Raw genomic sequence first — 25218 nt, forward strand, 5'->3', positions numbered from 1 at the left:
GTGCAGCACCGCGGCAACACCGGGCAGGCGCTGGAACCAGAGCGCCTTGGCGAGGCCGGACGTCGCCCCGCGTGCTGCGCTCGCTGCCGGCGCCTCGCGCGCGATCACGGCCAGAATGGCGTCGTCGTCGACTTTGTCGTTGTACATCAGCGGCTCGACCAGCGGCCGCCCGGCGCCGTCGACCGGCAGCAACGTGCCCGAAGTGCCGTCGACGGCAATCGACCGGACCGCCGCGCGATCGATGCCTGAAAGCAGTTCCGTCAGCGCCGCGCCGACCGCTGACCACCACACCGAGGGGTCGCGGGCATCCTGGCCAAATCTGTCGAGTGGAACGGCGGAACGCGCGGCTATCGAAAAGTCCGGCCGCATGGCGACGGCGCGCGCACCTGATGTGCCGATATCGATGCCGATCGAAAGCTGGTCGATTGAACGCGCCATGTCAGCCGCCGGCGGCATTGAGTTTCTGGCGATACTGCTCGGCGTCCCAGTTGATCAGTTCATCATTCTCCGCGGCGGTCAGATAGTTCGGCTTCGCCGCGACGTCGACCCGCGCCGTCACGTCGGCGAGGCAGCGTTGCATGGCGTCGGCGCCGGCACTGGCGTCGCCGCGCATCAGCACGCCAAGCCCGGGAAACAGGATTGCCGCGGGTGCCGTGCCGCACCGTTCGGTGACACGCTTCACATCCTCGCCAGGTCTCGCCACGACCGAACCCTGGCCGAGAAAGATGACGTGATCGGGATAGAGGCTGCCTCCCGACGCCATGCGGCAGCTTTCCGGATCGATCGCGGCCGCATGCGCTTCGATATCCGCCGGCAACCTGTAACCGGTGCGTCCGATGAGCGCTGTCAATGCGGCAACGTTCGGCTCCGCCACCTCGCGCGGCGGCCGCGCCAGCAGCCCTGTGACGCGACGCAGCAGCGCCTCGGCGCCGGCAACGGTCTCGGCAGCGACGACCAGACCGTGATTGCCAAGGATCAGCACATCGACGCCTGGCCGAAGGCGCTCGGCAATGCCCTGGGCAAGCGGCAGGCCCGGTCGGCGATAGGCAACATACGCCCATTCGATGCCATCCAGGCGCTTGGCGATTTGAGCCTCGCAGTCGGCCTGCACGGCAAGCGAAATGGTGTCGACGCAGTGGACATGCAGAACGACGCGCTGCGGCATCAGCGCATGAACCGTGGTCTCGATCGAGGGACGCAGCCTGCGGGCATTGAGCGCCTCGATGGCGAACGCCTGAGGCTGATCGGCGGCCGGGTCGCGCTGCTCGACGGCCCTAAGCAGCGGGGGGATCGCCACGGGCACCATGATGTCCTCGGCGAGCGCATTCTTCAGCCAGGTGCCGGAAGCCTTGATCCAGAGCGTGTCGCCAGCCTTCAGCGAAGTGTTGCCGCCCGCGGCCTGGGTCAAATGCGGGTCGCGCCCGATGCTGGCCGAAAGCGACCGCAAAGCAGCCAATTCCTGCGCATCCGCATAGTTTGCCATCGAATTCCTCCACAAACCGGCCGCGTGGCCACGGCTTTGGATGTTGACGCTGGTATCGCAGATGCGAGTAAGTTACGTCAATAGTGATCTTATCTCGTCAAATCGAGCTTGCAATCTGATACACCTTGAGTAAGTTGCACCAATTGCCGTGGCAAAATGGCATTTCGGGAGGGTATCCGTTGAGCGACTCCGGCCGCCAGCGTCAGATCGTCGAGTTGTTGCGGGATCGCCCCTTCGCCTCGGTGCGCGAGCTGCAGGAGCGGCTCGGCGTGTCGGCTGCGACGGTGCGGCGCGACATCGACAAGATCGATGAGGCCGGTGAAGCACGGAAGGTCTACGGCGGCATCTCGGCGCTCGATGGCGCCTCGCAGGCGGGCGTCGCCTATGCCAGGCCCTATGACGAGAACCGCGATCTCGCGGTCGAGGCCAAGCGGCAGATCGCCGCTCTCGCCGCGACCATGGTGCGCGATGGCGACGCCGTCATCGTGCATGGCGGTTCGACCTGTTTCCATCTCGGGGCCAAGCTCGCCGACCGCAACATCCGGCTCTATACCAACTCGATGCCGCTCGTGGCCTATCTGAGCGACCACGGCCATTGCAGCCTGACCGTTGCCGGGGGTGAGCTTCATCGTGAGCCTGGCATCATCCATTCGCTCACCCAGGCCGTGCCCTTCTATGCATCGAAATTCTTTCTTGGCGCGCAAGGCATCGGCCAGGAGGGCCTGCTGGAATCGCATCCGCTGCTGGTCCGCTCCATCGTCGAGCTCAGCCTATGCGCCGACCAGATCGTGGTGCTGGCCGACAGCCGCAAACTGTCGATCCACGCGCGCAACGTCGCGCTGCCTTTGTCCCGCATCGGCACTCTGGTCACCGATGAAGGCCTGTCCGACGCTGACGCGCGCATGCTGGAAGACGCCGGCGTCATGGTGCGGATCGCCTCTGCCTCGGGAGCCATCCAATGAAGGTGGCTGTCCTCGACTTCGGCAAGACCAACTCGAAGCTGTTCGTCTTCGATCAGGACGGGCGGATCCTCGACCAGCGCCGGACCCAGCCGAACTGGACGCGCAAAGGCGGCTTCAGCGTGCTCGACGAGACAGCGCTTCACGATTGGGCGGCTCGCGCCGTCGACGACGCGGTCGACAATCATGGCATAGAGGGCTTGATGGTTTCGGGCCATGGCTGCACCTTTGCGTTGGTTGACGATGCGGCGCTGACGCATCCGATCCTCGACTACGAGCAGGAGCCGCCGGCTGAGATTGCCGCGCAGATCGATCGCCGCATTCCGGATTTTGCCGAGACCTTCTCGCCGCATCTGCCGCTCGGCTTCAACTATGGCCGCCACATGCTGTGGCTGAAGGCAGTGCAGCCCGGCGCGTTCGCTGCGGCAAAGTCGATCCTCGGCTATCCGCAGTACTGGAGCTGGCGCTTTGGCGGCCGGGCGGTCTCGGAAGTGTCGTATCTGGGCTGTCACTCGCATCTGTGGGCGCCGCGCAAGCGCGATTTCTCCTCGCTGGTCGACGCAGAGGGATGGCGCGGCCAGATGCCCGCCTTCGAGCGTGCCGGCGCGGTCATCGGCGAGCAGCGCTTCGGCGAGGCGGCGTGGCCGATCGCCATCCACAACGGTGTCCATGACAGCAATGCGGCACTGTATGCCTATCGCCGGCAGGAGCTTGGCCCGGTCACTGTCGTCTCGACCGGCACCTGGGTCATCGTGCTCAACCCGGACTGCCCACTCGACGCGCTCGATCGCGACCGCGACATGCTGGTCAATGTCGATGTCGATGGTGGCCCGGTGCCCACCATCCGCTTCATGGGCGGGCGTGAATTCGCGACGATCAGCGCCGGCTGGCAAGGCGCAATCGACCGCTCCACGCTACAGCAGGTGATCGACGCCGGCATCATGGCGCTGCCCAGCTTCGCGCCAGGTGGGCCGATGCCTGGCCATCCCGGCGAACTGGTCGGGCGCGCACCCAACGCGGAGGAGCGCGCGGCCGTGGCGCTGCTCTATGTCGCGCTAATGGTCGATCTGTGTCTCGACCTGATCCATTCGAACAACACCGTGATCGTCGATGGCGGGCTGAACAGTGGTGGCCTGCTCGCCAGCCTGCTGGCGCAGCTGCGTCCCGGCCAGGCCTTCATGCAGGGCGCCACGCTGGAGGGCAGCGCCACCGGAGCGGCGGCTCTTGCGTTCGAGAGTGTTGGACGCGAGTTCGCCGCCGAGGCGCCGGAGCCTGTCCGCGCTTCAAGCTTCGCCGGGCTTGCCGGCTATCGCGACAGCTGGCGTAGTCTCGCCACCGACCGAGGCGTCGCTGATGCTGCAGCGGGAGGTGCACGATGACCGCCGCGGCCCAGATCGAAACAGTGCGCCAGCCGGTGCTGGAGATGCGGCATATCTCCAAGACATTCGGCCCGATCCGCGCCTTGCAGGATGTGTCGCTGACCGTCCACGCCGGTGAACTGCACGCGCTGATGGGCGAAAACGGCGCCGGCAAGTCGACGCTGATGAAGGTGCTGTCCGGCGCCTACCGGCCGGATCCCGGTGGCGACATCCTGATCGAAGGCACGCCGGTCGCGACCGGCGACCCAATCAAGGCACGCGCCAACGGCATTGCCGTCATCTATCAGGAGCTGTCGCTGGCGGCCAACCTGACGGTTGCGCAGAACATCTTCCTCGGTAACGAGCCGAGACGGTTCGGCATCGTCGACCGCGACCAGTGCAATCGGCGCGCCAAGGAAATCATCGCGCGGCTCGGCGTTTCCTTCTCGGCGCGCGCCCTTGTCTCCAGCCTGTCGCTCGGCGAGCGCCAGATGGTCGAGATCGCCCGCGCGCTGTCGACCAGCGCGCGCATCATCGTCATGGACGAGCCGACGACGTCGCTGACCTCGCGCGAGACGGACCGGCTGTTCGAGGTCATTGCAACGCTGAAGTCGCAGGGCATCGCCATCATCTACATCAGCCACCGCATGGAAGAGGTCTACCAGCTTGCCGACCGCGTCAGCGTGCTGCGCGACAGCGGCTATGTCGGCACGCTCGATCGCGCCGACCTGAACGCCTCGCGTCTCGTCTCGATGATGGTCGGCCGTGACCTGTCCGCTTTCTACAAGAAGGATCACCGCCCGCCGGACAGCAAGCGCGCGATCGCGCTATCGGTGAAGGGCATGTCGGACGGCAATCTTTTGAAGGACTGCTCTTTCGACCTGCACAAGGGCGAAGTGCTGGCGCTGGCGGGCCTGGTCGGCTCGGGCCGCACCGAGCTCGCACGGCTGATCTTCGGCGCCGACAGGCACACATCCGGCACGCTGGAACTCGACGGCAAGCCTGTAACCATCGGCTCGCCGCGCGAGGCGCTGGACGCCGGCATCGCCTATCTCACCGAGGACCGCAAGGAACTCGGCCTGTTCCTCGACATGTCGATTTCCGACAATATCAGCATGGGCGTGCTCGCAAGGGACGCGCAGGTCGGCGGCTTGCGCGACTTCGCCAAGGCCGAAAGGCGCGCTGCCAAGGCCGTTTCCGACCTCTCCATCCGCACCAGGTCGGTACAGGCCAATGCCGGCTCGCTGTCGGGCGGCAACCAGCAGAAGGTGCTGCTGGCCCGCCTGCTCGAGACCGAGCCCCGGGTCCTCATCCTCGACGAGCCAACCCGCGGCGTCGATGTCGGGGCGAAGTCGGAAATCTACCGGCTGATCGACGATCTCGCCAAGAAGGGCATCGCCATCCTGATGATCTCCAGCGAACTGCCGGAGGTGATCGGCGTCGCCGACCGCGTGCTGGTGATGCGCGACGGCACCATCGCTGGCGAGGTGACGTCATCCGAAGGCCAGCCGCTCAGTCAGGAGGCAATCATGGAACTTGCAACGGGAGCGGCCAAGGGATGATCGACAAGGCAACCGAGATGAGCGCCGGCGACCTGGCTGTCGGCAGGAGCCGGCGGCTGCGCACCGCCTTCGCCGCCCTTGGCATGCTGCCGGTCCTGATCCTTTTGGCGGCCGGCTTCCAGTTCATGAACCCGCGCTTCCTCACCGAGACTAACCTGCTGATCGTCACCCAGCAGTCGTCGATCAACATCGTGCTCGCGGCCGGCATGACCTTCGTCATCCTGACCGGCGGCATCGACCTGTCCGTCGGCGCCATCCTTGCCGCCTCGGCGATGGTGGCGGTGATGGTGTCGCTGGTGCCGGAATGGGGCATGCTCGGCGTGCCGGCAGCCATTCTGGTCGGCCTCGGCTTCGGCATCATCAACGGGCTGCTCGTCGCCTATATCAAGCTGCCGCCCTTTATCGTCACGCTGGGTTCGCTGACAGCCGTGCGCGGCGTCGCCCGCCTGCTCGGCCAGGACACCACGGTGTTCAACTCGGACCTGCCGTTCGACTTCATCGGCAACGGTTCGCTGTTCGGCATCCCCTGGCTCGTCATCATCGCTCTGTCGGTCGTGGTGCTGTCCTGGCTGGTGCTCAAGCGCACCGTGCTCGGCACCTGGATCTATGCCGTCGGCGGCAATGCCGAGGCCGCCCGCCTCACCGGCATCAAGGTGCCGCTCGTGCTGCTCTTCGTCTATGGCGTGTCCGGTCTCCTGGCCGGCCTTGGCGGCGCCATGTCGGCGGCCCGGCTCTACGCGGCCAATGGGCTGCAGCTTGGGCAGTCGTACGAACTCGACGCCATCGCCGCGGTCATTCTCGGCGGCACCAGCTTCGTCGGCGGCGTCGGCTCGATCTGGGGCACGCTGATCGGCGGCCTGATCATCGCGGTGCTCTCCAACGGGCTCATCTTGGCCGGTGTTTCGGACATCTGGCAGTACATCATCAAGGGATTGGTCATCATCGTGGCGGTCGCCCTCGACCGCTACAGGCTCCAGGCAGGAGCAAGAACGTGATTGACCTTAGTCGCCGGCGATCAACGACCGGTTTCATGTAACGCACCGTGAGAGGCGCGGGGCATCAGGAGGAAAAGAATGAAGACCATCGCTAAACTGCTCTGCGGCGTTGCCCTTGCGGCCGTCGCCATCGCACCGGCTTCGGCCAAGGATCTGAACAAGGTCGGCATCTCGGTCGGCCTGCTCGGCAACCCGTTCTTCGTCGCAACCATCAAGGGCATCGAAGACGCGGCCAGGAAGATCAACCCCAACGTCGAGGTGACGTCGGTGTCGGCCGACTACGACCTCAACAAGCAGGTCTCGCAGGTCGACTCGTTCATAGCGGCCGGCGTCGACGTGATCATGCTCAACGCCGTCGATGCCAAGGCGATCGCGCCGGCGGTGAAGAAGGCGCAGGCGGCGGGCATCGTGGTTGCCGCGTTCGACGTTTCGGCGCCGGGCGCCGACGTCACCGTGATGACCAACAACGTCAAGGCCGGCGAAGCGGCCTGCCAGTATCTGGTCGACCATACCGGCGGCAAGGGCGACTATGTCATCCTGAATGGCCCGGCATCGTCGTCGATCCTGGAGCGGGTCAAGGGCTGCAAGGACGTTCTCGCGAAGCACCCGGATATCAAGATCCTCTCCGACGACCAGAATGCCGAAGGCTCGCGCGACGGCGGCCTGAAGGTGTTCCAGTCGCTGCTGACCCGCTTCGACAAGATCGACGCGGTGTTCGCCATCAACGATCCGACGGCGATCGGCGCCCAGCTGGCGGCCAAGCAGCTCAATCGTTCGGAGTTCATCTTCACCGCGGTCGACGGTGCGCCCGACATCGAGAAGGAGCTCTCGTCCGGCACATCGATGATCAAGGCCTCGGCCTCGCAGGACCCCTATGTGATGGCTGGCCAGTCGCTGCAGATGGCGGCTGAAGTGCTTGCCGGCAAAAAGCCGGCCGAGGCGACGGTGCTGCTCGACCCGCAGCTGATCACGGCCGAGAACCTGAAGGACTACAAGGGCTGGACCGCAGCCCGCTAAGCCTCCCAAGGCTGGTGCGGCCGGGATGACCGGCCGCGCCGTTTTTTTGTTTGAGCATCGGATTCTCCCAAAACCGGTTTCCACTTTTGGGTCCGATGCTCCCGCGCAACCGGAGACGATTATGTCGCGCATTGGAATCCATTCTTTCGTCTGGTCGGCAAGCTCGGCGCAAGGCGACCTCGAACGGACGCTGGCCAACACCAAAGAGGCCGGCTTCGACCTGATCGAATTCTCCTATCTCGACTCTGCCAATGTCGACATTGGCGGGCTGGCCAAGCGCATCGCCGACCTCGATCTCGGCGTGGCGATCAGCATCGGGTTGCCGGCCGACGGCGACATTTCGAGCGCCGACAAGACGATTGCCGCGCGCGGCGTCGAAATCCTCAATGATACCATTTCGCTGACCCGCGATCTGGGTGGTCAGAAGGTCGCCGGCATCCTCAGCACCGGCCATGGATTGCAGACGCAGGCGCCGACGCGCGATCAATGGAACCGCAGCGCCGGAACGCTCGCCAAGGTCGCGGAGACCGCTAAGGCCGCCGGCGTCACGCTCAACCTCGAGATCGTCAACCGCTTCGAGAGCAATCTGCTCAACACCGCGGCGCAAGGGTTGGCCTTCATCGAGGACACCGGTTCCGACAATATCTTCCTGCATCTCGACAGCTTCCATATGAACATCGAGGAGGCCGATGTCGGGCTGGCTATCCGCCACGCGGCTGGCAAGATCGGCTATGTCCATATCGGCGAGAGCCATCGCGGCTTCCTTGGCACCGGCAACATCGACTTTGCCGCGATCTTCGATGCGCTGACCGCAATCGGCTACAGCGACGATCTCAGCTTCGAATCGTTCTCGTCGGAGATCGTCGACGAGAACCTGTCGAAGAAAACCGCTATCTGGCGCAATTTGTGGACCGACAATATGGAGCTGGCCCGGCATGCACGCCGCTTCATCGCCATCGGGCTGGAGACGTCACGGCGCAAGGCCGACCTTGTTTCATCAAGCCATCGACCTTAGCACCACCGGGCCTCGTCTTGGCGCAAAAGGTAGAAAGAAACGCGCCGAGAACATGATGCCAGAGCGCCGTTCCGAGATCGCCAAAAAGGCGGCAGAGAAGCGTTCGGCGGCTAAGAGATAAGTTTCTCTAGTTCCGTAAGTGTCTCGATATGGTCATCGTTCGAGAGCGGCGCGATTGAAAAGAACGTGTTGGAACCCCAAGGATGACCAACACGCCGTTCGAGACGGAACGGTTCTGGCGCCGAACCCTCAAGGCTGCCAACAAAGCTGATTCCAACCCCACGAAATTCATCATTAGGGCCGCCATACGATACAATCTTTGAGCCAACCAGTTTGCTGAAGCTGCTCATCTTTGTGAAAAGCGTGTCGAACTTCCCCAAAAATTCGACCTCCAGCGCACTGCTATACGCCCTAAAAGGTGATGAAGTATCTACTTCGACTCCGGCAGCTTTTGTAGCACCGATAAAGTCGTCAATGAACGCATCGCAAACCGCAGTTCCGTCTGCGCTATAGGCTTTTATGCCGCGTAAAAAGATTTGAAGATCTATGATGTGACCTTCAAAGTTGCCCCTGAGAAACTTAACCCCTGCCTCGTAATCAAAATCGGCTAGGCGTTGTGGCGACTCTAGAAATCCGTATCTTGCATTAATTGCCCGGACGGCATTGCCACCATAGACCGCCGGATTGGCCTCAACGTTAAACGTCACCGATCTGATAGCGCTAGAAGGAAGAACCTTGAGTAGTCTCATTGGATGCCAATTTGGGGTATGTTCTCAATATTTCGCGGGATGGGAAAGGGCTGGATCGTCGCTCTGTTTTCGCTTTGCGCCGGCTTCGCTTCTAAGAAGTCCTGATCCCTAATGCCGTATAGGAATTGCCTCTGTGAGAGGCTCTCTTGAATGGTTTCCGGCTGAAGCGCCTTATCTGACATATCCGCTGTTCGCTTCAAGAAATCGGGGTAGGAGACAAATTGTACTAGCAAGGCAACATCAAGGCCGCTGGCGATGTCCAGAAGCGTTTGAATCGTTACCTTGCCGTATTCGGTATTTTCCAGCCGCGAAATGACACTCTGCTTCTTTTCAGTACGTGCTGCCATTTCACTCTGCGACAGGCCGAACTTTCGCCTAAGCGCTTGGATTTGATAGGCGATACCAGCGCGCACCTGAGTTTGCACATAGCCGTCCCGATAATCTTTGTCCGCAAATCGAGTGAGCTTATTTACCAGGGCGTTCACAGGGTTTTGCCTTCCTTGGATCTGATAGAGCTTCTGCCAAACGTTCCTTCGCCTTCGCCATTACGTTGCTCGGCGTATAATTAGAGTCCTTATGATACCCAATGTGCAGCGCGAGAAATGACTGGTTTCGCTGATCCGCTTTTCCAAATACTCTCCACTGTCTTTGGTCCTTGCCCAAAAATTTTACTTCATGCAGGCCTTTATATTCTCCCTTGAGCGGTTTGAAATTCGGAGGCGACCAGACCTCCAGTTGTTCAAGGATTCCGAAAGCTGCATTGTGAGAACCTCGTGCTTGCGGCGTATCATCATACCACCGCTGCCAAAAGCTCGGCGTCGTCCCGTCATCGTAGCATCGATAGGTCCAATTCGCCATAGCAATTTTGCGATAATCAGTATATAGGGCCGCGCCCGGATGATTCCAATTGGCCAATGGAGCACGAATTAAATGCCTTAGCTATGCGCATTGAAGGCGAATGGGAGCCTCAGACTCCTGCAGTCTGCGCGGCGATGCACCGCTCGACCATGACGCGGTCGGCGGCGAGGATCTCGGCGATCAGTGCACCACGCTCCTTGGCGCTGACGAATTCCAGGCGGCGCAGACCGAGGGGGTCGATCCGGTTTCGCAGGACGCCGAGCGTAGCGTCCGAAGGGAGCGGAATTTGCCGGCAGTCGGCATCGAATGACACGGGAAAACCAGTGGCATCACGGATCTGCTGCTGCGTGATATCAGGCATGGTTTCGATAACGATCAATTCCCGGCTCGACCGGTCGAGCCGAAAGACGCAGAGATCGGTGAACACCAGCGCCTCGCCGGTCCGATAGCCCATCGGCTCGCGTTCATTCTGGGTGAGCAAGCCGCGCGCCGAACTGGCGATCTCGACCGTCTCGACCAGCGACTGCACCGAATGGCGGGGAACGTACAGCAAATAGTCGCGGTGCATGTTGGCGACGTCGGCCATGCCGCCCTGCCCGGGCAGCCGGATGAGGCCGCCATCGCGCTTGCGCAGCGCAATGCTGTTGACGCGGCCGCGCCGATCCACCTGCGCGGCGCCGACGATCTCATGGGTCACCGCACCGGCCTGATAGTAGGTTGAATAGGTGTCGTCGCCGCCGGCATGCGTCACCGCCGTCTCGCAATCGAGGCTTTCGATCAGCGACAGGATCATCGGGCTCGGCGCGATATCGAGGTGGCCGCAACTCATCGTCGCGATGATCATATCAGGCGCGTGCGTCGCCTTTGCCAGCCGATAGGCCACGTTGGCCAGCGGCGACACCGCGCCGGCACTGGCAAAGCTCTCATTGTCGAGTTCGGCGGCGATGCGGGCGGCGATGATCTCGTCGATGGACGCTTTCTTTTCGCCCTGCGCGAGAGCGGGCATTGCGAGGGCCGTTTCGGCGCGGATTTTCGCAGCATCCTGAACCAGCTCCGGCATGCCTTCGGAAGGTAGACGCAGAGTGCCGGCCAAAGGTGTTTCCCTGGACGCGAACGCCGCCGATAACGCTTGATAATCAGTGACATAGAACGGCAGGCAGGAGGCCGGATAGGCGCCGCTCGGCGCCAGCGCTATGGCCGAAACCTGGTTGCGGGTGAGAATGCTCTGGCGGCCGTCATGCCGCAGCGCCCCGACCGGAACGATTTCCTCGACCGTGACCAGCACCTGGCGCGCCGCGCCCGCCATCGCGAAGTCCAGCGCCCTTGGCCCGATGATCTGCACATTGCCGCTCTCGTCAGCGCGCTGGGCATGGACGACGAACGTGTCGAGCCACAGCGGCGGGATGAACCCGGTCTCGGTCTTGGCAACGGGATCGGGAGCGGCGAGCGCGCCCGGCACACGCGCGAGCATGTCCGAGCCCTGCGGAAGCTGAAACGGCATCGACGGCAGGTTCTGCTGCGCAGCCCGCAACGCCTGGATCATCGCCAGCGCCGTCCAGTCGCGAACGGGCACGGCATTCGTCTCGGCAGCCGCGCGGAAACGCGGCGGCAGGCCGAAAATGTCCAGGCTGGAAAAGCAGAGGTCGATTTCCGCTACCGCATCCGCTTCGAGAAGCAACTCGAGCGGCAGCCCACCGGCCCAGCACACGTAGCGCAAATCCTTGATATCCGAGCGGGCGATGGCGCGCAGCAAGGCGATCGGCAGCCGGGCGAAATGGTGGCCGCCGACGCCGATGACGTCGCCACTTCCAACCAAAGCAGCCAGCCCTTCGACATCGGTGAAGCGCGGCCGGTTCGGCTTGACCAGGGATATCATTGCGCAGCCTTCGCGCGCGCCGCGCTTTTCTCGGCGAACGCCTTCACTCGCTGCTGGCCGATCTCGCTGCGATAAAGCCCGCCCAGAATGTCGCGTTCCATGGCGAGGCCATCGGCCAGGTCGCCCGATACGGCATGCGCCGTCAACGCTTTCAGTCCCTCGATCGCTGCAGCCGGTTCGGCGGCGATCATCTCGGCGAGTTCCAGCGCCCGCGGCATCAGCCTTTCGACGTCGACGACCTCGTTGACCAGTCCAGCGTCGATGAATTCGGAAGCCGGCACGATGGCGCCGGTCATCAGCAGGAGATTGGCGCGGTTGCGGCCGAGTTTTTGGACGCTGCGCTGTGTGCCGCCGCCGCCGGGGATCAGTCCGAGTTTGATCTCCGGCAGGCCGAGTTTCGCGAACTGGTTGGCGATCACGATGTCGCAGCACAGCACCAGCTCCATGCCGCCGCCCAGCGCGAAGCCATTGACCGCGGCGATCACCGGCTTGCGGTTATTCTCGATCGCTGCATACATGCGCGTGCCGGCGGCCTGGAAGGCGTCGAACTCGGCAGCCGTCTGGGCGGCGTATTCCTTGATGTCGGCGCCAGCCATGAAGCCGCGTCCTTCGCCGGTCACAACGATCGCACCGACACCGTCATCCCCGGACAGCGCCTCGAAAACATCGATGATCTCGCCTTGCATCAGCTGGTTCATGGCGTTGAGCTGGTCGGCGCGCCGAAAAGTGACGACCGCGACGCGACCCGAGATTTCGACCGTAAGTGTCTGATAGACGGGCATCGTCAGGCAGCGTCCACGGTCATGTCGCCGGACGCTTCCAGGGCGGCGATCTCGTCCTTCGACAGGCCGAACTCGGCCAGGATCTCGCGGCCATGCTGGCCGACCAGCGGGGCTGGCCGTTCGATGGTTGCCGGCGTCTCGCTCATCTTGACGGCCGGCGCGACCACCTTCACCTTACCGCCGCGCGGATGATCATAGCTGGTGATCATGCCCATGTGCTTGACCTGCGGATCCTCCGCCGCGCGGCGGATATCCTTCACCTCGGCGCACCAGATGTCGACTGCCAGCAGCCGCGCCAGCAGATCCTGCGTCGCAAACTTCCTGGTCTCGGCATTGACCTTCTCGAACACCTCGTCGCGCTTGTCGAACAGCGTCTTCAGATCGTCGTAGACGGCAAGCTGCGGCGCCTCCAACGTCTGATACAGCGTCTTGAACGGGCTCATGGCGATCGACAAATAGCCGCCATCCTTCGTTTCGTAGATGCCGAATGGCGCCTGCATGCCGGGATGGCCGATACCAGAATTCGGGCGCACGAAATCCTCGCCGAGATTGAGCACGGCGACGTATTCCTGGTTGAGATGTGCAAGCAGGCCGGCCAGCAGATTGACCTCGATCTTCTGGCCCTTGCCGGTTTTCTCGCGATAGTAGAGCGCCGACAATATGCCGTAGACCATGTTCATCGCGCCGATCTGGTCGGCGAGACCAGCTCCCGCCGGAACAGGAGCCTGATCGCCGCGGCCGGTGTTGGAGATCAGACCGGACAGCCCCTGGATCAGCATGTCCTGGCCGGGACGCTCGACATAGGGGCCTTCCTCGCCATAGCCGGAGCCCGAGCAATAGATGATGCCGGGATTGATTGCCTTGAAGTCCTCGTAGCCGTAGCCGAGCTTGGCCAGCACGCCGGGGCGAAAATTCTGCACCACCACGTCGGCCTTCTTCGCCATGTCCATGACGATGGCGTGCACCTTGCGGCTCTTCAAATTGAGCGCGATGGAGCGCTTGTTACGGTTCCAGGCGAGGAAGTTCGGGCTCTCGGAACCGCCGACCCATTTGGCGAAGAAGGTCATGCTGCGGAACATGTCGCCAGCGCCGGCGCGCTCGATCTTGATGACGTCGGCGCCCATGTCGCCGAGCAGCTGCGTGGCGAACGGCCCTTGCAGCAGATGGCTGAAATCGAGGATGCGGACGCCTTCGAGGGCCTTGTTCATTTTATGTCTCGTTTCGTGTGTCAAAGCAGATCGGGAACATAGCGTGGCGCGGCGGTCAGCCCGCCATCGACGCGCAGGTCGGTGCCAGTGGTGAAGCCGGCGGCATCGGAGGCGAGATAGACGGCGGCTTCCGCCACTTCGGAAGGCTCGCCGATGCGGCCGAGCGGATGCATCTTCACCCACGCCTTGGCGAGATTGCCGCCGATCTCCTTGATTAGCTTGTCGTTCATCGGCGTGTTGATGGTGCCTGGCGAGATCGAGTTGAAGCGGATGTTGAGCGGGCCGAACTCGACCGCCATCTGGCGCGTCATCGCCATCACCGCGCCCTTGGCGCCGGCATAGGCGGTCCAGCCGTCGAGCCCGATATGCCCCTGCGCTGAGGCCATGTTGATGATCGAGCCCGATTTCTGCGCGATCATGTGCGGCAGAGCGTATTTGCAGCCGCGAAAAACGCTGGTCAGGTTGACTGCGATCAGCCGGTGCCATTGCTCGTCGGTCATCTCATGCACCGGCATGCCGCCGATGGCGATGGCTGCGTTGTTGACCAGCACGTCGAGATGGCCGGCCTTCTTGACGGCCGTGTCGATGAGGTCGGCGATGTCGGCTTCCTTGGACACGTCGCAATGCAGGTAGTCGGCACGGTGGCCGGCGGCGCGCAAGTCCGAAGCGAAGCGTTCGCCCCGTTCGTCGGCGATGTCGCTCAGGAAGACATGCGCCCCCTCTCTCGCCATCGCCTCCGAGATCGCATGGCCGATGCCGTCGGCGGCACCGGTGACGACGACGGTCTTTCCCTGCAAGCGAGCCAAGTCAGCCTCCATTCGCACGCCGCCGCTTCGCCTCGTCAAGGGCGACGGCGGCTATGATGATCATGCCGGTGATGACGAGCTGCCACTCGGTCGGCAGACCGAGCCCGCGCAGCCCGTTGGACAGGAACTGCAGGATCAGCACGCCGAGCGCCATGCCGGTCAGGCTGCCGATGCCGCCGGCAAGGCTGACGCCGCCGAGCACCGTGGCGGCAACGACCTGGAACTCGAAATTCAGTCCGGCCGTATGCTGCGCCGAGCCGACGCGAGCCGCGAGAATAATGCCGGCAACCGTCGCCAGCATCGCGCTGATGATGAAGCAGATGAACTTGACCCGGCGCACGTCATAGCCGGCGAGCCGTGCCACTTCCGGATTGCCACCGACAGCATAGATCTGCCGTCCGAACGGCCGGTGCCGCATCATGTAGGCGAAGGCAGCGAGCAGGACGATCGCAATCACCGCCGAATAGGGAACGACATTGAACAGGCGGCCATCCGACAGCGCGATGAAGCTGTCGAGAGCGGCATCGTCGGGGATCGCCCGCTGGCCGGTATAAAGATACACCCCACCGCGCATGATGAACATCGTGCCCAGGGTCACGATCAGCGAGTTGATCCCGGCATAGGCGGTGAGATAGCCATTCACCACACCGATGATCAGCCCGAACAACAGCGCGCCGCCAACGCCGAGCGCAAGCGAGTTCGTATCGTTCATGATGATGATCAGCGGCAGGGCGATGGTCGCCAGCAGCGATCCGATCGAAATGTCGACCTCGCCGGACATGAAAACGATGGCGCAGCCGATGCCGGCGGTCAGCGCGAGGGACGCCTGCCCGAGCACGTTGGTCATGTTGCGCACGGAGAAGAAATTCTCGGCGGTGAAGGAAAAGAATGCGATCACCAGGATGAGGCAGAGGAGCAGCGCCAGTTCCTGCCGCGCGAAGAGCCGCGCCAGCATGGACGGCCCGGCTTTCATGGTGTCAGTGCTTGCCAGGCTCATCGCTTGCTCCCTTCGAAGGCGCCGGCCGGATGACAGGGAATGCTGCCGCGAAGCGTCATCGTCTTATCCGATCGCTGCATTGAGGATTTTCTCCTGCGTGGCGTCGTCGCGGGACATGATCGCGGTGAGCCGGCCTTCGCACATCACCGCGACACGATCGGAAAGGCCCAGCAACTCGGGCATCTCCGATGTCATCATGACGACCGCCAGGCCCTCGCCGGCGAGCCGGTCGATGAGCGCGAAGATCTCCGACTTGGCGCCGACATCGATGCCGCGGGTCGGCTCGTCGACGACGATCACGTTCAGGCCCCGCATCAGCCAGCGCGAGATCAGCACCTTCTGCTGATTGCCGCCGGACAGGTTCTTGATCTCCTGGAACAGGCTGGGCGTCTTGATGCGGAAGCGGTCGACATAATCCTGCACCGCCTTGCGTTCCCCGGCCTTGTCGATGAAGCCCATACGGGCGAAGGCGCCGAGCGAGGCGAGGCTGGCATTCTGGTAAACCGGCAATTCGCCCATCAGCCCTTCGCTCTTGCGGTCTTCGGTAAGCAGGCCGATGCCGAGCCGGACACCCGTATGCGTGTCGTGCGGCAGCAGGCGGTGACCGTCGACGGAAATCGTGCCGGAGGTGATCGGATCGAAGCCGACGACCGCCTTGGCAAGTTCGGTTCGGCCGGCCCCCATCAAGCCGAAGAAGCCGAGGACTTCGCCGGCATGCGCTTCGAACGATACGTCCTTCAGCTTCTTCGCCGTGCTGAGCCCTTGCACGGATAAGGCGACCTTGCTGCCCGGTGCGCCGCGCTTGCGCGGAAACAGGCTTTCGATGCGACGGCCGATCATGTCCTGGATCAGCGTATCATTGGTGTGATCGCCGATCGGTCGGGTCGAGACATGCCGACCGTCGCGCAGAACAGTGACCGTGTCGGCGATCTCGAAAACCTCGTCGAGCTTGTGGCTGACATAGAGCACCGCAATGCCGAGCGCGGCCAGCCGGCGGATGACGGTGAACAGCAGCGAAATCTCGTTTGGCGTCAGCGAGGACGTCGGCTCGTCCATGACCACGACGCGGGCTTCGTGGGCGAGAGCGCGCGCGATCTCGACCATTTGCTGCTGGCTGACCGGCAGCGATCCCGTCCGCGCCGCCGGATCGACATTGAAGCCGATGCGGTTGAACAGCGCGGCGGAATCGGCGCGGATTTTCCTCCAGTCGATCGAGCCGCCCTTGCCGGTCGGATAGCCCTCGAGGAAGATGTTCTCGGCCACGGTGAATTCGGAGATCAGCGCGATCTCCTGGAACACGACCTTAATGCCCTCTTTCAGGCTGTCGCGCGGCGACTTGATGTCGAGCTCGCGTCCGCGCATGCGGATGGTGCCGGCATCCTTGCCGTAGACCCCGGCCATGATCTTGATGAGCGTCGACTTGCCGGCGCCGTTCTCGCCCATCAAGGCGTGGATCTTGCCGGGCTCCAGGGTGAGGTCGACATTGTCCAGCGCCACCACGCCCGGAAAGCGCTTGTCGATGCCGCGCATCTCAAGCGCCGGCACGCTTGTGTCGACGGCCGCGCCTTCGCCGGGGTGAAGGAAATCAACGGACATTGGCTCTGTTCCGGATGATGTCGAGATAGGTTGCCAGAATGATGACCACGCCGGGCACCACCATCTGCAGGTCCTGGTTCCAGCCCAGGATGATGATACCGTTGTCGATGACCTTCAGCACCAGAACGCCGAGCAACGTGCCGAACAGCGAGCCGCGCCCGCCAAGCAGGCTGGTGCCACCAAGGATGACAGCGGCGATCACCGTCAGCTCGAAGCCGCGTCCGGCGGTCGGCTGACCCGCATTCATCAGCGACGCCAGGATCATGCCGGCAACCCCGACGCACAGGCCGGTGACGACGAAGGCGAACAGTTTCAGACGCTCCGAGCGCACACCGGAAAGACGAACCGCACGCTCATTGGCACCGACCGCATAGAGGTAACGGCCAAGCGTGGTGAAGCGCAGCGTCACGGCTGCGATGGCGAAGATGGCCACCGCAATGACGACGGGCAGCGGGATCGCGCCGATGTAGCCGGCACCGAGATCAGTGAAGCTGACCAGCCGGTGATGGTTCTGCACGGCCTCACGGGTGAATAGATAGACGCCGCCCTGCAGCATCATCATCGTGCCGATGGTGGCAATCAGCGAATTCACCTTGAGCCTGGTGACGGCCAGCCCGTTGAACAGGCCGACCCCGCCGGCAAAGGCGAGCGCCGCCAGCATGCCGAGCACGAGGCTGTGCGTCGAGTTGAGCACGGCCATGCCGATACAGCCGACAAAGGCGAGCGACGCTCCGACCGAGAGATCGACCTCAGCGGTGATGATCAGCATGGTCATGCCCGAGGCGACGATCAGCACCAGCGCGCATTGGCGCAGGATGGCGATGATATTGGCCTCGGAATAGAACTGTGGCGCTGCGATCGAGATGGCGATGCAAAGCACGGCCAGGATAATCCCCAGCACGAGCTGGCTGCTGCCCAGCAGCTGGCCGCCGATGAAACGCCTTGGCGCGGAAGATTGCGTAAGCTCGCTCATTTCCATTTCATTTCCGGGGCGGCATCGGGTGCCGTCGCTATTTGGAAACCTGCCTAAACCGGGCGGTTGACCTGTTTTGCCGTCGGCATCCGATCAGTTGCCCTTCCCGCCGAGCGGGAAGGGCGATTTTGGGATCCTACTTCTTCAGGTCGGCGGAGGTTTTCATGCACTTTTCCGGCGGCTGAAGCGCGTTGACGGCATCCCATTTGATCGTCCGGACAGTGCCGTCGTAATCGTAGTACTTCTTCCAATCGTCGCCGTTCATCGGCGCGGTCGGGCTGACGATGTGCTCGGGCACCTCTTCGCCGTTGAACAGCTTCACTGCGGCATCGATGGCGGTGTAGCCTTCCTTTTCCGGGAACATCGCGGCTTCGATGCGGTAGGACGGCTCGTTCTGTATCGCATTGATGAAGGCAAGGCCTTCGCCACCCGTGCCGACCGTTAACAAATTATCCTGCGACTTGCCGGCCGCTTTCCAGGCCTGCAGGCCGCCCAGCGACGAGGAATCGTTGATGCCATAGATGATGTTGATGTCGGCGTTCTTGGCAAGCGCCGCCGAAGACACTTCGAGCGCGCGGTCAGGATTGCCGCCGCCGTCGAGATCGTGGACCATGACCGCGTCAGGGATGATGGTCTTCAGGCCGTCCATGAAACCTTGCGAACGCAGGACGGTGGCAGACAGGAGCGGCAGGCCGACATTCATCACCTGGGCTTTGCCGCCGAGCTTTTCCTTGGCGTATTTGCCTGCTTCGACGCCAGCCGTGTAGCCGGTATCATAGTCGCAGATCGCGACCATGGTCGTCATGCCCTTGACCGGATTGCCTTCCAGAACGACGGGGACGTCATTGGATTTCGCCTGGCGCAGCAGCGGCACGACGCCCTCTTCGTTGACAGGCGTGACAATCAGCACGTCGACGCCCTTGGCCATGAAGTCTTCCGCGGCAGAAACCTGCTTGGCGATGTCGAGATTGGCGTCCTGCACCTCGAGCTCGATGCCGAGTTCCTTGGCGCGAGACTGCATGCCCTTGATGACATTCTGATACCACTCATGGGTGGCGTAGTTGGTGACGTAGCCGATGCGCTTCGGCATGTTTTCGGCCTGCGCGGCAGCGGCGCTCAGGGCCAGCGCGGCCGCCGAGGCAAACAGGATTGATTTGGACCAATTCATCTTCTTCTCCCTATTTATCATCTTTTTAGTTGCTGAACGGATAGTCCCGCCGTTCCGGGTCGGCACGTGACGAAGCGATGATTTCACCTGCGCCCAGCGCCGCCGATATCGTCTCGGCTGCCGCTTTCGCCCGTTCGAAGACGGTTTCGCGATCGAAGCGCGCGGCTTTCTGTGGCAGGAACGGGACGGTGAGCGCGGCAATGACCGCGCCGGTGTGATCGCGCACCGGCATTGAGACGTTGGTGCAGGCCTCGACGGCCAGCGAGGGGCGCATCTCATAGCCGAGCCTTGCGACCTCGTTCAGCCGCGCTTCGATTTCCGCCCGCGTGCCCTGCCCCTCGCCGGCGGCCACAATCCGCTCGACGATGCGGTCGCGCTCGGCCTGGTTCGAATGTGCGAGCAGCACTGCGCCGGAGCTCGTTTCTAGGATCGGGAAATGCGAGCCGAGCGCGACCGAGTAGCGCATCGGCAAAGGCGAATCGATCTGCAACACCACCAGCGCGCTCTCGCCTTCGCGAACAACCAGATGGCAGCTTTGATCGGTATTGGCCGAGAGCTCGCGCATCACCGGCAGCGCGCATTCGACCAACCGGTTTACCGGCGGATGCATATGCGCCAGCTCGAACAGTTTTAGCGAAAGGCGGAAGCGGTCGGATTGCGTCCGGAAGATGTAGCCGCGCTTCTCCAGCAGAAGCAGGATGCGGTATATCTCATGGATGGAGCGCCCCAGGCCGGCGGCGATCTCGGTCTGGGTCAGCGGCTCGGCACTGGACGCCATGAACTCGAGAGCGTCGAGCGCCTTTTCCACCGCCGGCACGCGATAGCCGTTGCGGCCGCTTTCGCCTTCTTCGACGATCTGGGCTATGTCGGCGGCCATTATGCGACGCTCCGTTCCGGTTGGCCTCGTCTGGTCTCGCGGTAGAGGCGGTTCAGCCGATCCGCGAGTTCGGTCGCGGGCATGCCGCCGGCGATGGCAGCGGCCGCATGCGGAGCGCATTCGCGGAAAAAGGTGATGAAGCCCGGATGTGTCGGGCGCAGGTAGGACGCTTCGATCGTCGCAAGCGTCGAGCTGAAGAAATTGCCGGAAAGATCGTTGACTTCGGCGTCCTTCCACGCCGCCAGCGATTCCGGCTGTCCGCCTGACTTCACGTAGTCGCCGCGCTGGTAGCCGGGCGAGCATAGGAAAAGCGCGTAGTCGATGGCGGCCTGCCTGTGTTTCGATTGGGCGCTGACCCCGATGCCGGCACCACCGAGCAAGGCGCCAGCGGATCGCGGGGTCGGCACGTCGGCGAAACGCAGATACGGCCTGTCGGCGTTCGAGGCATAGTTCACATAGCCGAAGGCGAACGGCACATAGACCACATCGTCATGCGCGATCATGTGGTCATAGCAGCGGATCGGATTCCATTTCGACGAACTCGGATGCGACAGCTCGGCAAGCTGGCGCAACTGCGCGACAGCCTGCTCGACCTTGTCCCTTGCAATGAACTCCTCGCCGTTCTCCTGCGGATGGCCGAGCGTCAAGAGCAGGCACATGGCGTCCGTCGGCACGAACGGCAGGCCAAGCCACTTGCCGTCCTTGCGCACGCGACGGCCAAGCTCCAGCACCTCTTCATGAGTAGTGGGCACCGCTGCGTAGCGCTCCAGGAGATCCGGGCGATAGGAGGCGACCTGGCAGGCGGCATCGATCGGCAGTGCCCACTGGCGGCCGTTCCGTGCATAGGATCGCCAGGACGCGCCGACCGAGTCGTGCTCGAAGAAGCGGCGCTGCTCCACCGACAAATAGCCGTCGAACGGCACCATCAACTCGCCGTCGGCGATGTCGCCGATAAAGGGATGATCGAATACGATCAGATCGTAGGTGCCTAGCACCGGACCAAGCACGCCCTCGCCGAACTCGTAGAGGCTGCGGCGGTCCCATTCGATTTCCAGACCGGGATTGTCGGAGCAGTACGTCTCGATGCTGGCGTCGAGCGGACCCCAGCAGCGTCGATGATCCCACGCCAGACCGCGCAGCCTTGTCATTCCTGAAAAATTCCTCCCGAACCGGGCGCTAGCCCGATCCGAGATTACTAGCAGGTATTTTTACCTGCGCAAGATATTTTCACATAGGAAAACTACGTTTGGGCTTCCTGTTTGGCGATCTCAGGCCAGCCCAAAACGCTCCACGGCGCGCATGATGCCACGCAGCTCGGCGAGGCCCTTCAGGCGGCCGATCAATGAGTAGCCGGGATTGATCTTGGTCTTGCCGATATCGTCGGCGAGCAAATGGCCATGATCGGGACGCATCGGAATCCGCCAGTCGGCGCGACCTTCCCTGCGACGGCGCGTCTCTTCCTGCATCAAAGCGAGGATGACATGCGCCATGTCGGTGCCGCCCTCCAGATGCTCGGCCTCGTAGAAGGAGCCGTCATCCTCGATGGTTACATTGCGCAGATGGACGAAATGGATCCGGTCGGCGAATTCCTTGACCATGCCGACAATGTCGTTGTCGGCGCGCGTGCCATAGGAGCCGGTGCAGAACGTCAGCCCATTGGCCGGGCTGTCGACGGCGTTAAGGATGAAACGCGCGTCCTCGGCGGTCGAAACGATCCGTGGCAAGCCATAGAGCGAGAACGGCGGGTCGTCGGGATGGATGCACATGCGCACTCCCTCCTGCTCGGCCACCGGAATGATCTCGCGCAAAAACCAGGCAAGATTGTCGCGCAACTCCTTCGGCCCGATCGAGTCATATTCCGCCAATGCCTCGCGAAAGCTTTCGCGATTATAGCTGCGCTCGGTCGCCGGCAGGCCGGCAATGAGATTGCGCTCTATCCTGTCGATCTGCTCGTCGCTCAGTTCCTTCAGTCGCGATTCCGCCTCGGCGATACGGGCGGCGCTGTAGCCGGCCTCGGCATTCCTGCGCTTCAGCACAAACAGGTCATAGGCGGCGAAATCGATCGCATCGAAACGCAGCGCATAACCCGTTGTCGGAAGCCGATAGGCCAGATCCGTGCGGGTCCAGTCGACCACGGGCATGAAATTGTAGCAGATCGTCAAAATGCCGGCCTTGGCGAGCGCACGGATCGTGTCCTTGTAGAAGCCGACATAGCGAAGCCGTTCCGCCGAGCCGATCTTGATCGAGTTGTGAACGGGAATGCTCTCGACGACCGACCAGGTCAGCCCTGCCGCCTCGATGATCCGCTTGCGCTCCAAAATGCTGTCGAGCGGCCAGGCACGCCCGTCATATATGTCGTGCAGGGCCGTCACCACGCCTGTCGCAGCTGCCTGCTTAACATGATCGAGCGTCACCGGATCGTCCGGTCCATACCAGCGCCAGCACTGTTCCATTGAGACTTTCCCTTTGCGATAAAAACAGAACAGAAAGGTATTGTTGGGCCACAATGGAAGTCAAACTAAAGCCGGCTTCCGACGACCAATGAAGGAGTTTTCCGCAATGAAGGATTTCGACGGCAAGATCGCTCTGGTGACGGGGACGACCGGGATCGGCCTGGCAACCGCCCGACGTCTTGCGGCAGGGGGTGCTGCGATCATCGCTTGCGGCATCGACCGCGCGGCCAACGCAGCGATGACGGCGGAACTGGACAGATCCGGCGCCGGGGCGCTGGTCATGGCCGTCGACGTGTCGGTGCCGGATCAGGTTCGCGACGCGGTCGCGGCCGGTGTCGAGCGGTTCGGCGGCCTCGATATCATCGTCAATTCCGCGGCGGTCCATCCATATGGAACCGCTACCAGCACCGATTTCGACACCTGGAACCAGGCGATGTCAGTCAATGTCGGCTCGATCTACCTGACCGCGCATTTCGGCATCCCGGAAATGATCAAGCGGGGCGGCGGCGCCATTGTCAACGTGGCTTCGGTGCAGGGCTTTGCCTGCCAGCAGAACGTCGCCGCCTATGCCACGACCAAGGGTGCCATCCACACATTGACGCGCTCTCTGGCGCTCGACTACGCACGCTCCGGCATTCGCGTCAACTCCGTCAGCCCTGGCTCGATCCGCTCGCCAATCCTGGAAAAGGCGGCGCGCGGCGAGAATGGCACCGATGCCGATGTCGAGGCGGCCTACAGGCGCTTCGGCGAAGCCCACCCCATCGGACGCATCGGCGAGCCGGAGGAAGTGGCGGAACTCATCGCCTTTCTGTGTTCGTCGAAAGCCGGGTTCTGCACTGGTGCGGACTACAAGATCGATGGCGGCCTGACGGCCGGCATCGGCGTGAAGTAGAACAGGAAGATCGCCCCGGCCCTACCCAGAGACGCTGACATCAGACAACTTTCGAAGCACTGACGGCGAACCAATGGCGCGTAACATGCGCGAGTTTGCATAGTGCACTTGCAGCCGAGTCAACCGTCTGATTCCCTTAGGCACGCTGGGCTGTCCTGATTCGCTCACTGTCCAAAGTCTTGCAGTGCGTCGGGAACAAGCCTTCCACCGACCCCTGCGCTTGCGCATTCAACGGGAGAGACGGCAAATGAACACTGCAACGAGGCCGGTAATCTCCGAGATGAGGCCCAAAATATCCGTCATCGGAGTTGGCGGCGGTGGCGGCAATGCCATCAACAACATGATCGCCGAAGGCTTGCAGGGCACCGAATTTATCGTTGCCAACACCGATGCTCAGGCGCTCACCATGTCGAAGGCAACGCGGCTGATCCAATTGGGAGCTCACGTGACGGAGGGCCTGGGTGCAGGATCGCTGCCCGAAGTTGGCCATGCCGCTGCCGTGGAATCGATCGACGAAATCATGGACCATCTCGCGGGAACGCATATGTGTTTCGTGACCGCAGGCATGGGAGGCGGAACTGGAACCGGTGCGGCACCGGTCATAGCGCAGGCCGCGCGCAACGCGGGAATACTGACGGTGGCCGTCGTCACCAAGCCGTTCGTGTTCGAAGGGAACCGTCGAATGCATGCGGCCAATGAGGGCATCGAGCGGCTCCGCGAGAGCGCCGATACCGTCATCGTCATCCCGAACCAGAATCTCTTCAGGATCGCCGATGCCAAGACGACGTTCGCGGACGCGTTCGCCATGGCGGACCGCGTCCTCTACGCGGGCGTCGGCTGCATCACCGATCTCATCGTCAAGGAAGGGCTGATCAATCTCGACTTCGCAGATGTGAAGTCGGTGATGCGCGATATGGGTCGCGCGATGATGGGCACCGGCGAAGCCACCGGGGAGGACCGCGCCAGGAAGGCGGCCGAGGCGGCAATCGCAAACCCGCTTCTCGACGAAGCGTCCATGATGGGCGCCAAGGGCGTCCTTGTCTCGATATCAGGCGGCACTGATATGACGCTGTTCGAGGTCGACGAAGCTGCCACCCGCATACGCGAGGAGGTCGACGCCGACGCCGATATCATCGTCGGCGCCATTTTCGACAAGGCGCTCGCAGGAAAATTCAGGGTGTCGGTCGTTGCGACGGGATTGCGGCGAGGGCTTGAGATACCGCTGATGGCGGGGTCGGAAAACCGTGTGAATTGAGCGACGCCCTTATGGCAGCACCGCGGCAGGTTTCGACTAAGGGTCCGCAGCTCTGAGACCGCCGACGGACGGCGGACGGGCGGGCTTGCCCAAACCGCAATTGTTGCGGGATGAGCTGCGGGTTAAATTGTCGATTCTGTCTGCGCGACTCTACCGTTGAATTGGAACGCCTGCTCAGCGCTCATGCGCCGGCCGCGTGAACAGGGTCTCGACCGTGCCGGGCCGCAAACGCAAAACGGCCCGCGTGAAGCGGGCCGTTTTTGATTTGGTTGCGGGGACAGGATTTGAACCTGTGACCTTCAGGTTATGAGCCTGACGAGCTACCGGGCTGCTCCACCC

The 25218-nt window shown here is 62.7% G+C and carries 22 protein-coding genes and 1 pseudogene; 8 read left to right on the forward strand and 15 right to left on the reverse strand.

Translation table 11 applies throughout. The features are described from left to right. Nucleotides 1-438: pseudogene (locus EOB36_RS25595) on the reverse strand (carbohydrate kinase); the annotation flags it as partial. 1 nt (nucleotide 439) lies between these two features. Next, nucleotides 440-1483: a class II aldolase/adducin family protein gene (locus tag EOB36_RS25600; RefSeq protein WP_128285988.1), complete on the reverse strand. Its 1044-nt coding sequence runs from the start codon at nucleotides 1481-1483 to the stop codon at nucleotides 440-442. A gap of 179 nt (nucleotides 1484-1662) precedes the next feature. Between EOB36_RS25600 and EOB36_RS25605 the strand changes: the two genes are divergently transcribed. The 6 genes from EOB36_RS25605 to EOB36_RS25630 all read left to right on the forward strand — a co-directional run bounded on the left by EOB36_RS25605 (nucleotide 1663) and on the right by EOB36_RS25630 (nucleotide 8389). Next, a complete protein-coding gene (locus EOB36_RS25605; protein WP_128285989.1) occupies nucleotides 1663-2445 on the forward strand; it encodes a DeoR/GlpR family DNA-binding transcription regulator in 783 nt (260 codons plus the stop codon). Then, entirely contained in the window at nucleotides 2442-3821 is a 1380-nt protein-coding gene (locus EOB36_RS25610) for an FGGY-family carbohydrate kinase (RefSeq protein WP_128285990.1), read from the forward strand. Before EOB36_RS25605 ends, EOB36_RS25610 begins: the two co-directional genes overlap by 4 nt. Further along, nucleotides 3818-5362: a sugar ABC transporter ATP-binding protein gene (locus tag EOB36_RS25615; protein ID WP_128285991.1), complete on the forward strand. Its 1545-nt coding sequence runs from the start codon at nucleotides 3818-3820 to the stop codon at nucleotides 5360-5362. Before EOB36_RS25610 ends, EOB36_RS25615 begins: the two co-directional genes overlap by 4 nt. Next, complete coding sequence (locus EOB36_RS25620; RefSeq protein ID WP_128285992.1) at nucleotides 5359-6357, forward strand: ribose ABC transporter permease; 999 nt, start codon at nucleotides 5359-5361, stop codon at nucleotides 6355-6357. Before EOB36_RS25615 ends, EOB36_RS25620 begins: the two co-directional genes overlap by 4 nt. A gap of 78 nt (nucleotides 6358-6435) precedes the next feature. After that, nucleotides 6436-7374 (forward strand): ABC transporter substrate-binding protein, encoded by a 939-nt coding sequence (locus tag EOB36_RS25625; RefSeq protein ID WP_095493260.1) that lies wholly within the window; start codon nucleotides 6436-6438, stop codon nucleotides 7372-7374. Between the two features lie 121 nt (nucleotides 7375-7495). Continuing rightward, complete coding sequence (locus tag EOB36_RS25630; RefSeq protein ID WP_128285993.1) at nucleotides 7496-8389, forward strand: sugar phosphate isomerase/epimerase; 894 nt, start codon at nucleotides 7496-7498, stop codon at nucleotides 8387-8389. A 110-nt stretch (nucleotides 8390-8499) separates the two neighbouring features. On the opposite strand, the gene EOB36_RS25640 is transcribed toward EOB36_RS25630, so the two are convergent. From EOB36_RS25640 to uxuA, 13 genes are all read right to left on the reverse strand, one after another. Continuing rightward, the gene (locus EOB36_RS25640; RefSeq protein WP_128285994.1) at nucleotides 8500-9138 is read right to left on the reverse strand and encodes a hypothetical protein; all 639 of its coding nucleotides are present in this window, start codon (nucleotides 9136-9138) and stop codon (nucleotides 8500-8502) included. Then, nucleotides 9135-9623, reverse strand: coding sequence for an XRE family transcriptional regulator (locus EOB36_RS25645; protein WP_164897618.1), 489 nt, complete (start codon nucleotides 9621-9623; stop codon nucleotides 9135-9137). Before EOB36_RS25645 ends, EOB36_RS25640 begins: the two co-directional genes overlap by 4 nt. 482 nt (nucleotides 9624-10105) lie before the next feature. Next, entirely contained in the window at nucleotides 10106-11872 is a 1767-nt protein-coding gene (locus EOB36_RS25655; protein ID WP_245467885.1) for a CoA-transferase, read from the reverse strand. Beyond that, nucleotides 11869-12654, reverse strand: a complete 786-nt coding sequence (locus EOB36_RS25660; RefSeq protein WP_128285997.1) for an enoyl-CoA hydratase/isomerase family protein — start codon at nucleotides 12652-12654, stop codon at nucleotides 11869-11871. Before EOB36_RS25660 ends, EOB36_RS25655 begins: the two co-directional genes overlap by 4 nt. Before the next feature lie 2 nt (nucleotides 12655-12656). After that, nucleotides 12657-13862, reverse strand: coding sequence for a CaiB/BaiF CoA-transferase family protein (locus EOB36_RS25665; RefSeq protein WP_128285998.1), 1206 nt, complete (start codon nucleotides 13860-13862; stop codon nucleotides 12657-12659). 20 nt (nucleotides 13863-13882) lie between these two features. Continuing rightward, on the reverse strand, nucleotides 13883-14668 hold the full coding sequence (locus EOB36_RS25670) for an SDR family NAD(P)-dependent oxidoreductase (protein WP_128285999.1): 786 nt from the start codon (nucleotides 14666-14668) through the stop codon (nucleotides 13883-13885). A 1-nt stretch (nucleotide 14669) separates the two neighbouring features. Next, nucleotides 14670-15665, reverse strand: a complete 996-nt coding sequence (locus tag EOB36_RS25675) for an ABC transporter permease (protein WP_128286000.1) — start codon at nucleotides 15663-15665, stop codon at nucleotides 14670-14672. Nucleotides 15666-15728: 63 nt separating this feature from the next. Then, nucleotides 15729-17261: a sugar ABC transporter ATP-binding protein gene (locus tag EOB36_RS25680; protein WP_095488187.1), complete on the reverse strand. Its 1533-nt coding sequence runs from the start codon at nucleotides 17259-17261 to the stop codon at nucleotides 15729-15731. Further along, nucleotides 17251-18234 carry an ABC transporter permease gene (locus EOB36_RS25685; protein ID WP_128286001.1) on the reverse strand — a complete coding sequence of 328 codons (984 nt, stop codon included), beginning with the start codon at nucleotides 18232-18234 and terminating at the stop codon, nucleotides 17251-17253. Before EOB36_RS25685 ends, EOB36_RS25680 begins: the two co-directional genes overlap by 11 nt. Before the next feature lie 136 nt (nucleotides 18235-18370). Beyond that, the gene (locus tag EOB36_RS25690) at nucleotides 18371-19402 is read right to left on the reverse strand and encodes a sugar ABC transporter substrate-binding protein (protein ID WP_126104796.1); all 1032 of its coding nucleotides are present in this window, start codon (nucleotides 19400-19402) and stop codon (nucleotides 18371-18373) included. Nucleotides 19403-19427: 25 nt separating this feature from the next. Continuing rightward, a complete protein-coding gene (locus tag EOB36_RS25695) occupies nucleotides 19428-20279 on the reverse strand; it encodes an IclR family transcriptional regulator (protein WP_095488183.1) in 852 nt (283 codons plus the stop codon). After that, on the reverse strand, nucleotides 20279-21427 hold the full coding sequence (locus EOB36_RS25700; RefSeq protein WP_095488181.1) for an extracellular solute-binding protein: 1149 nt from the start codon (nucleotides 21425-21427) through the stop codon (nucleotides 20279-20281). The genes EOB36_RS25695 and EOB36_RS25700 overlap by 1 nt, the downstream gene beginning before the upstream one ends. Before the next feature lie 120 nt (nucleotides 21428-21547). Beyond that, a complete protein-coding gene (gene uxuA / locus EOB36_RS25705; RefSeq protein WP_128286002.1) occupies nucleotides 21548-22732 on the reverse strand; it encodes a mannonate dehydratase in 1185 nt (394 codons plus the stop codon). Nucleotides 22733-22838: 106 nt separating this feature from the next. On the opposite strand from uxuA, the gene EOB36_RS25710 reads away from it, so the two are divergent. Both EOB36_RS25710 and ftsZ read left to right on the forward strand, forming a co-directional pair. After that, nucleotides 22839-23624 (forward strand): SDR family oxidoreductase, encoded by a 786-nt coding sequence (locus EOB36_RS25710; protein ID WP_128286003.1) that lies wholly within the window; start codon nucleotides 22839-22841, stop codon nucleotides 23622-23624. 247 nt (nucleotides 23625-23871) lie between these two features. Beyond that, nucleotides 23872-24879 (forward strand): cell division protein FtsZ, encoded by a 1008-nt coding sequence (ftsZ, locus tag EOB36_RS25715; protein WP_095488178.1) that lies wholly within the window; start codon nucleotides 23872-23874, stop codon nucleotides 24877-24879. Nucleotides 24880-25218 lie beyond the last annotated feature (339 nt).

The sequence above is a fragment of the Mesorhizobium sp. M6A.T.Cr.TU.017.01.1.1 genome (assembly GCF_004023115.1).
In the GTDB taxonomy this organism is placed as follows: Bacteria; Pseudomonadota; Alphaproteobacteria; order Rhizobiales; family Rhizobiaceae; genus Mesorhizobium; species Mesorhizobium mediterraneum.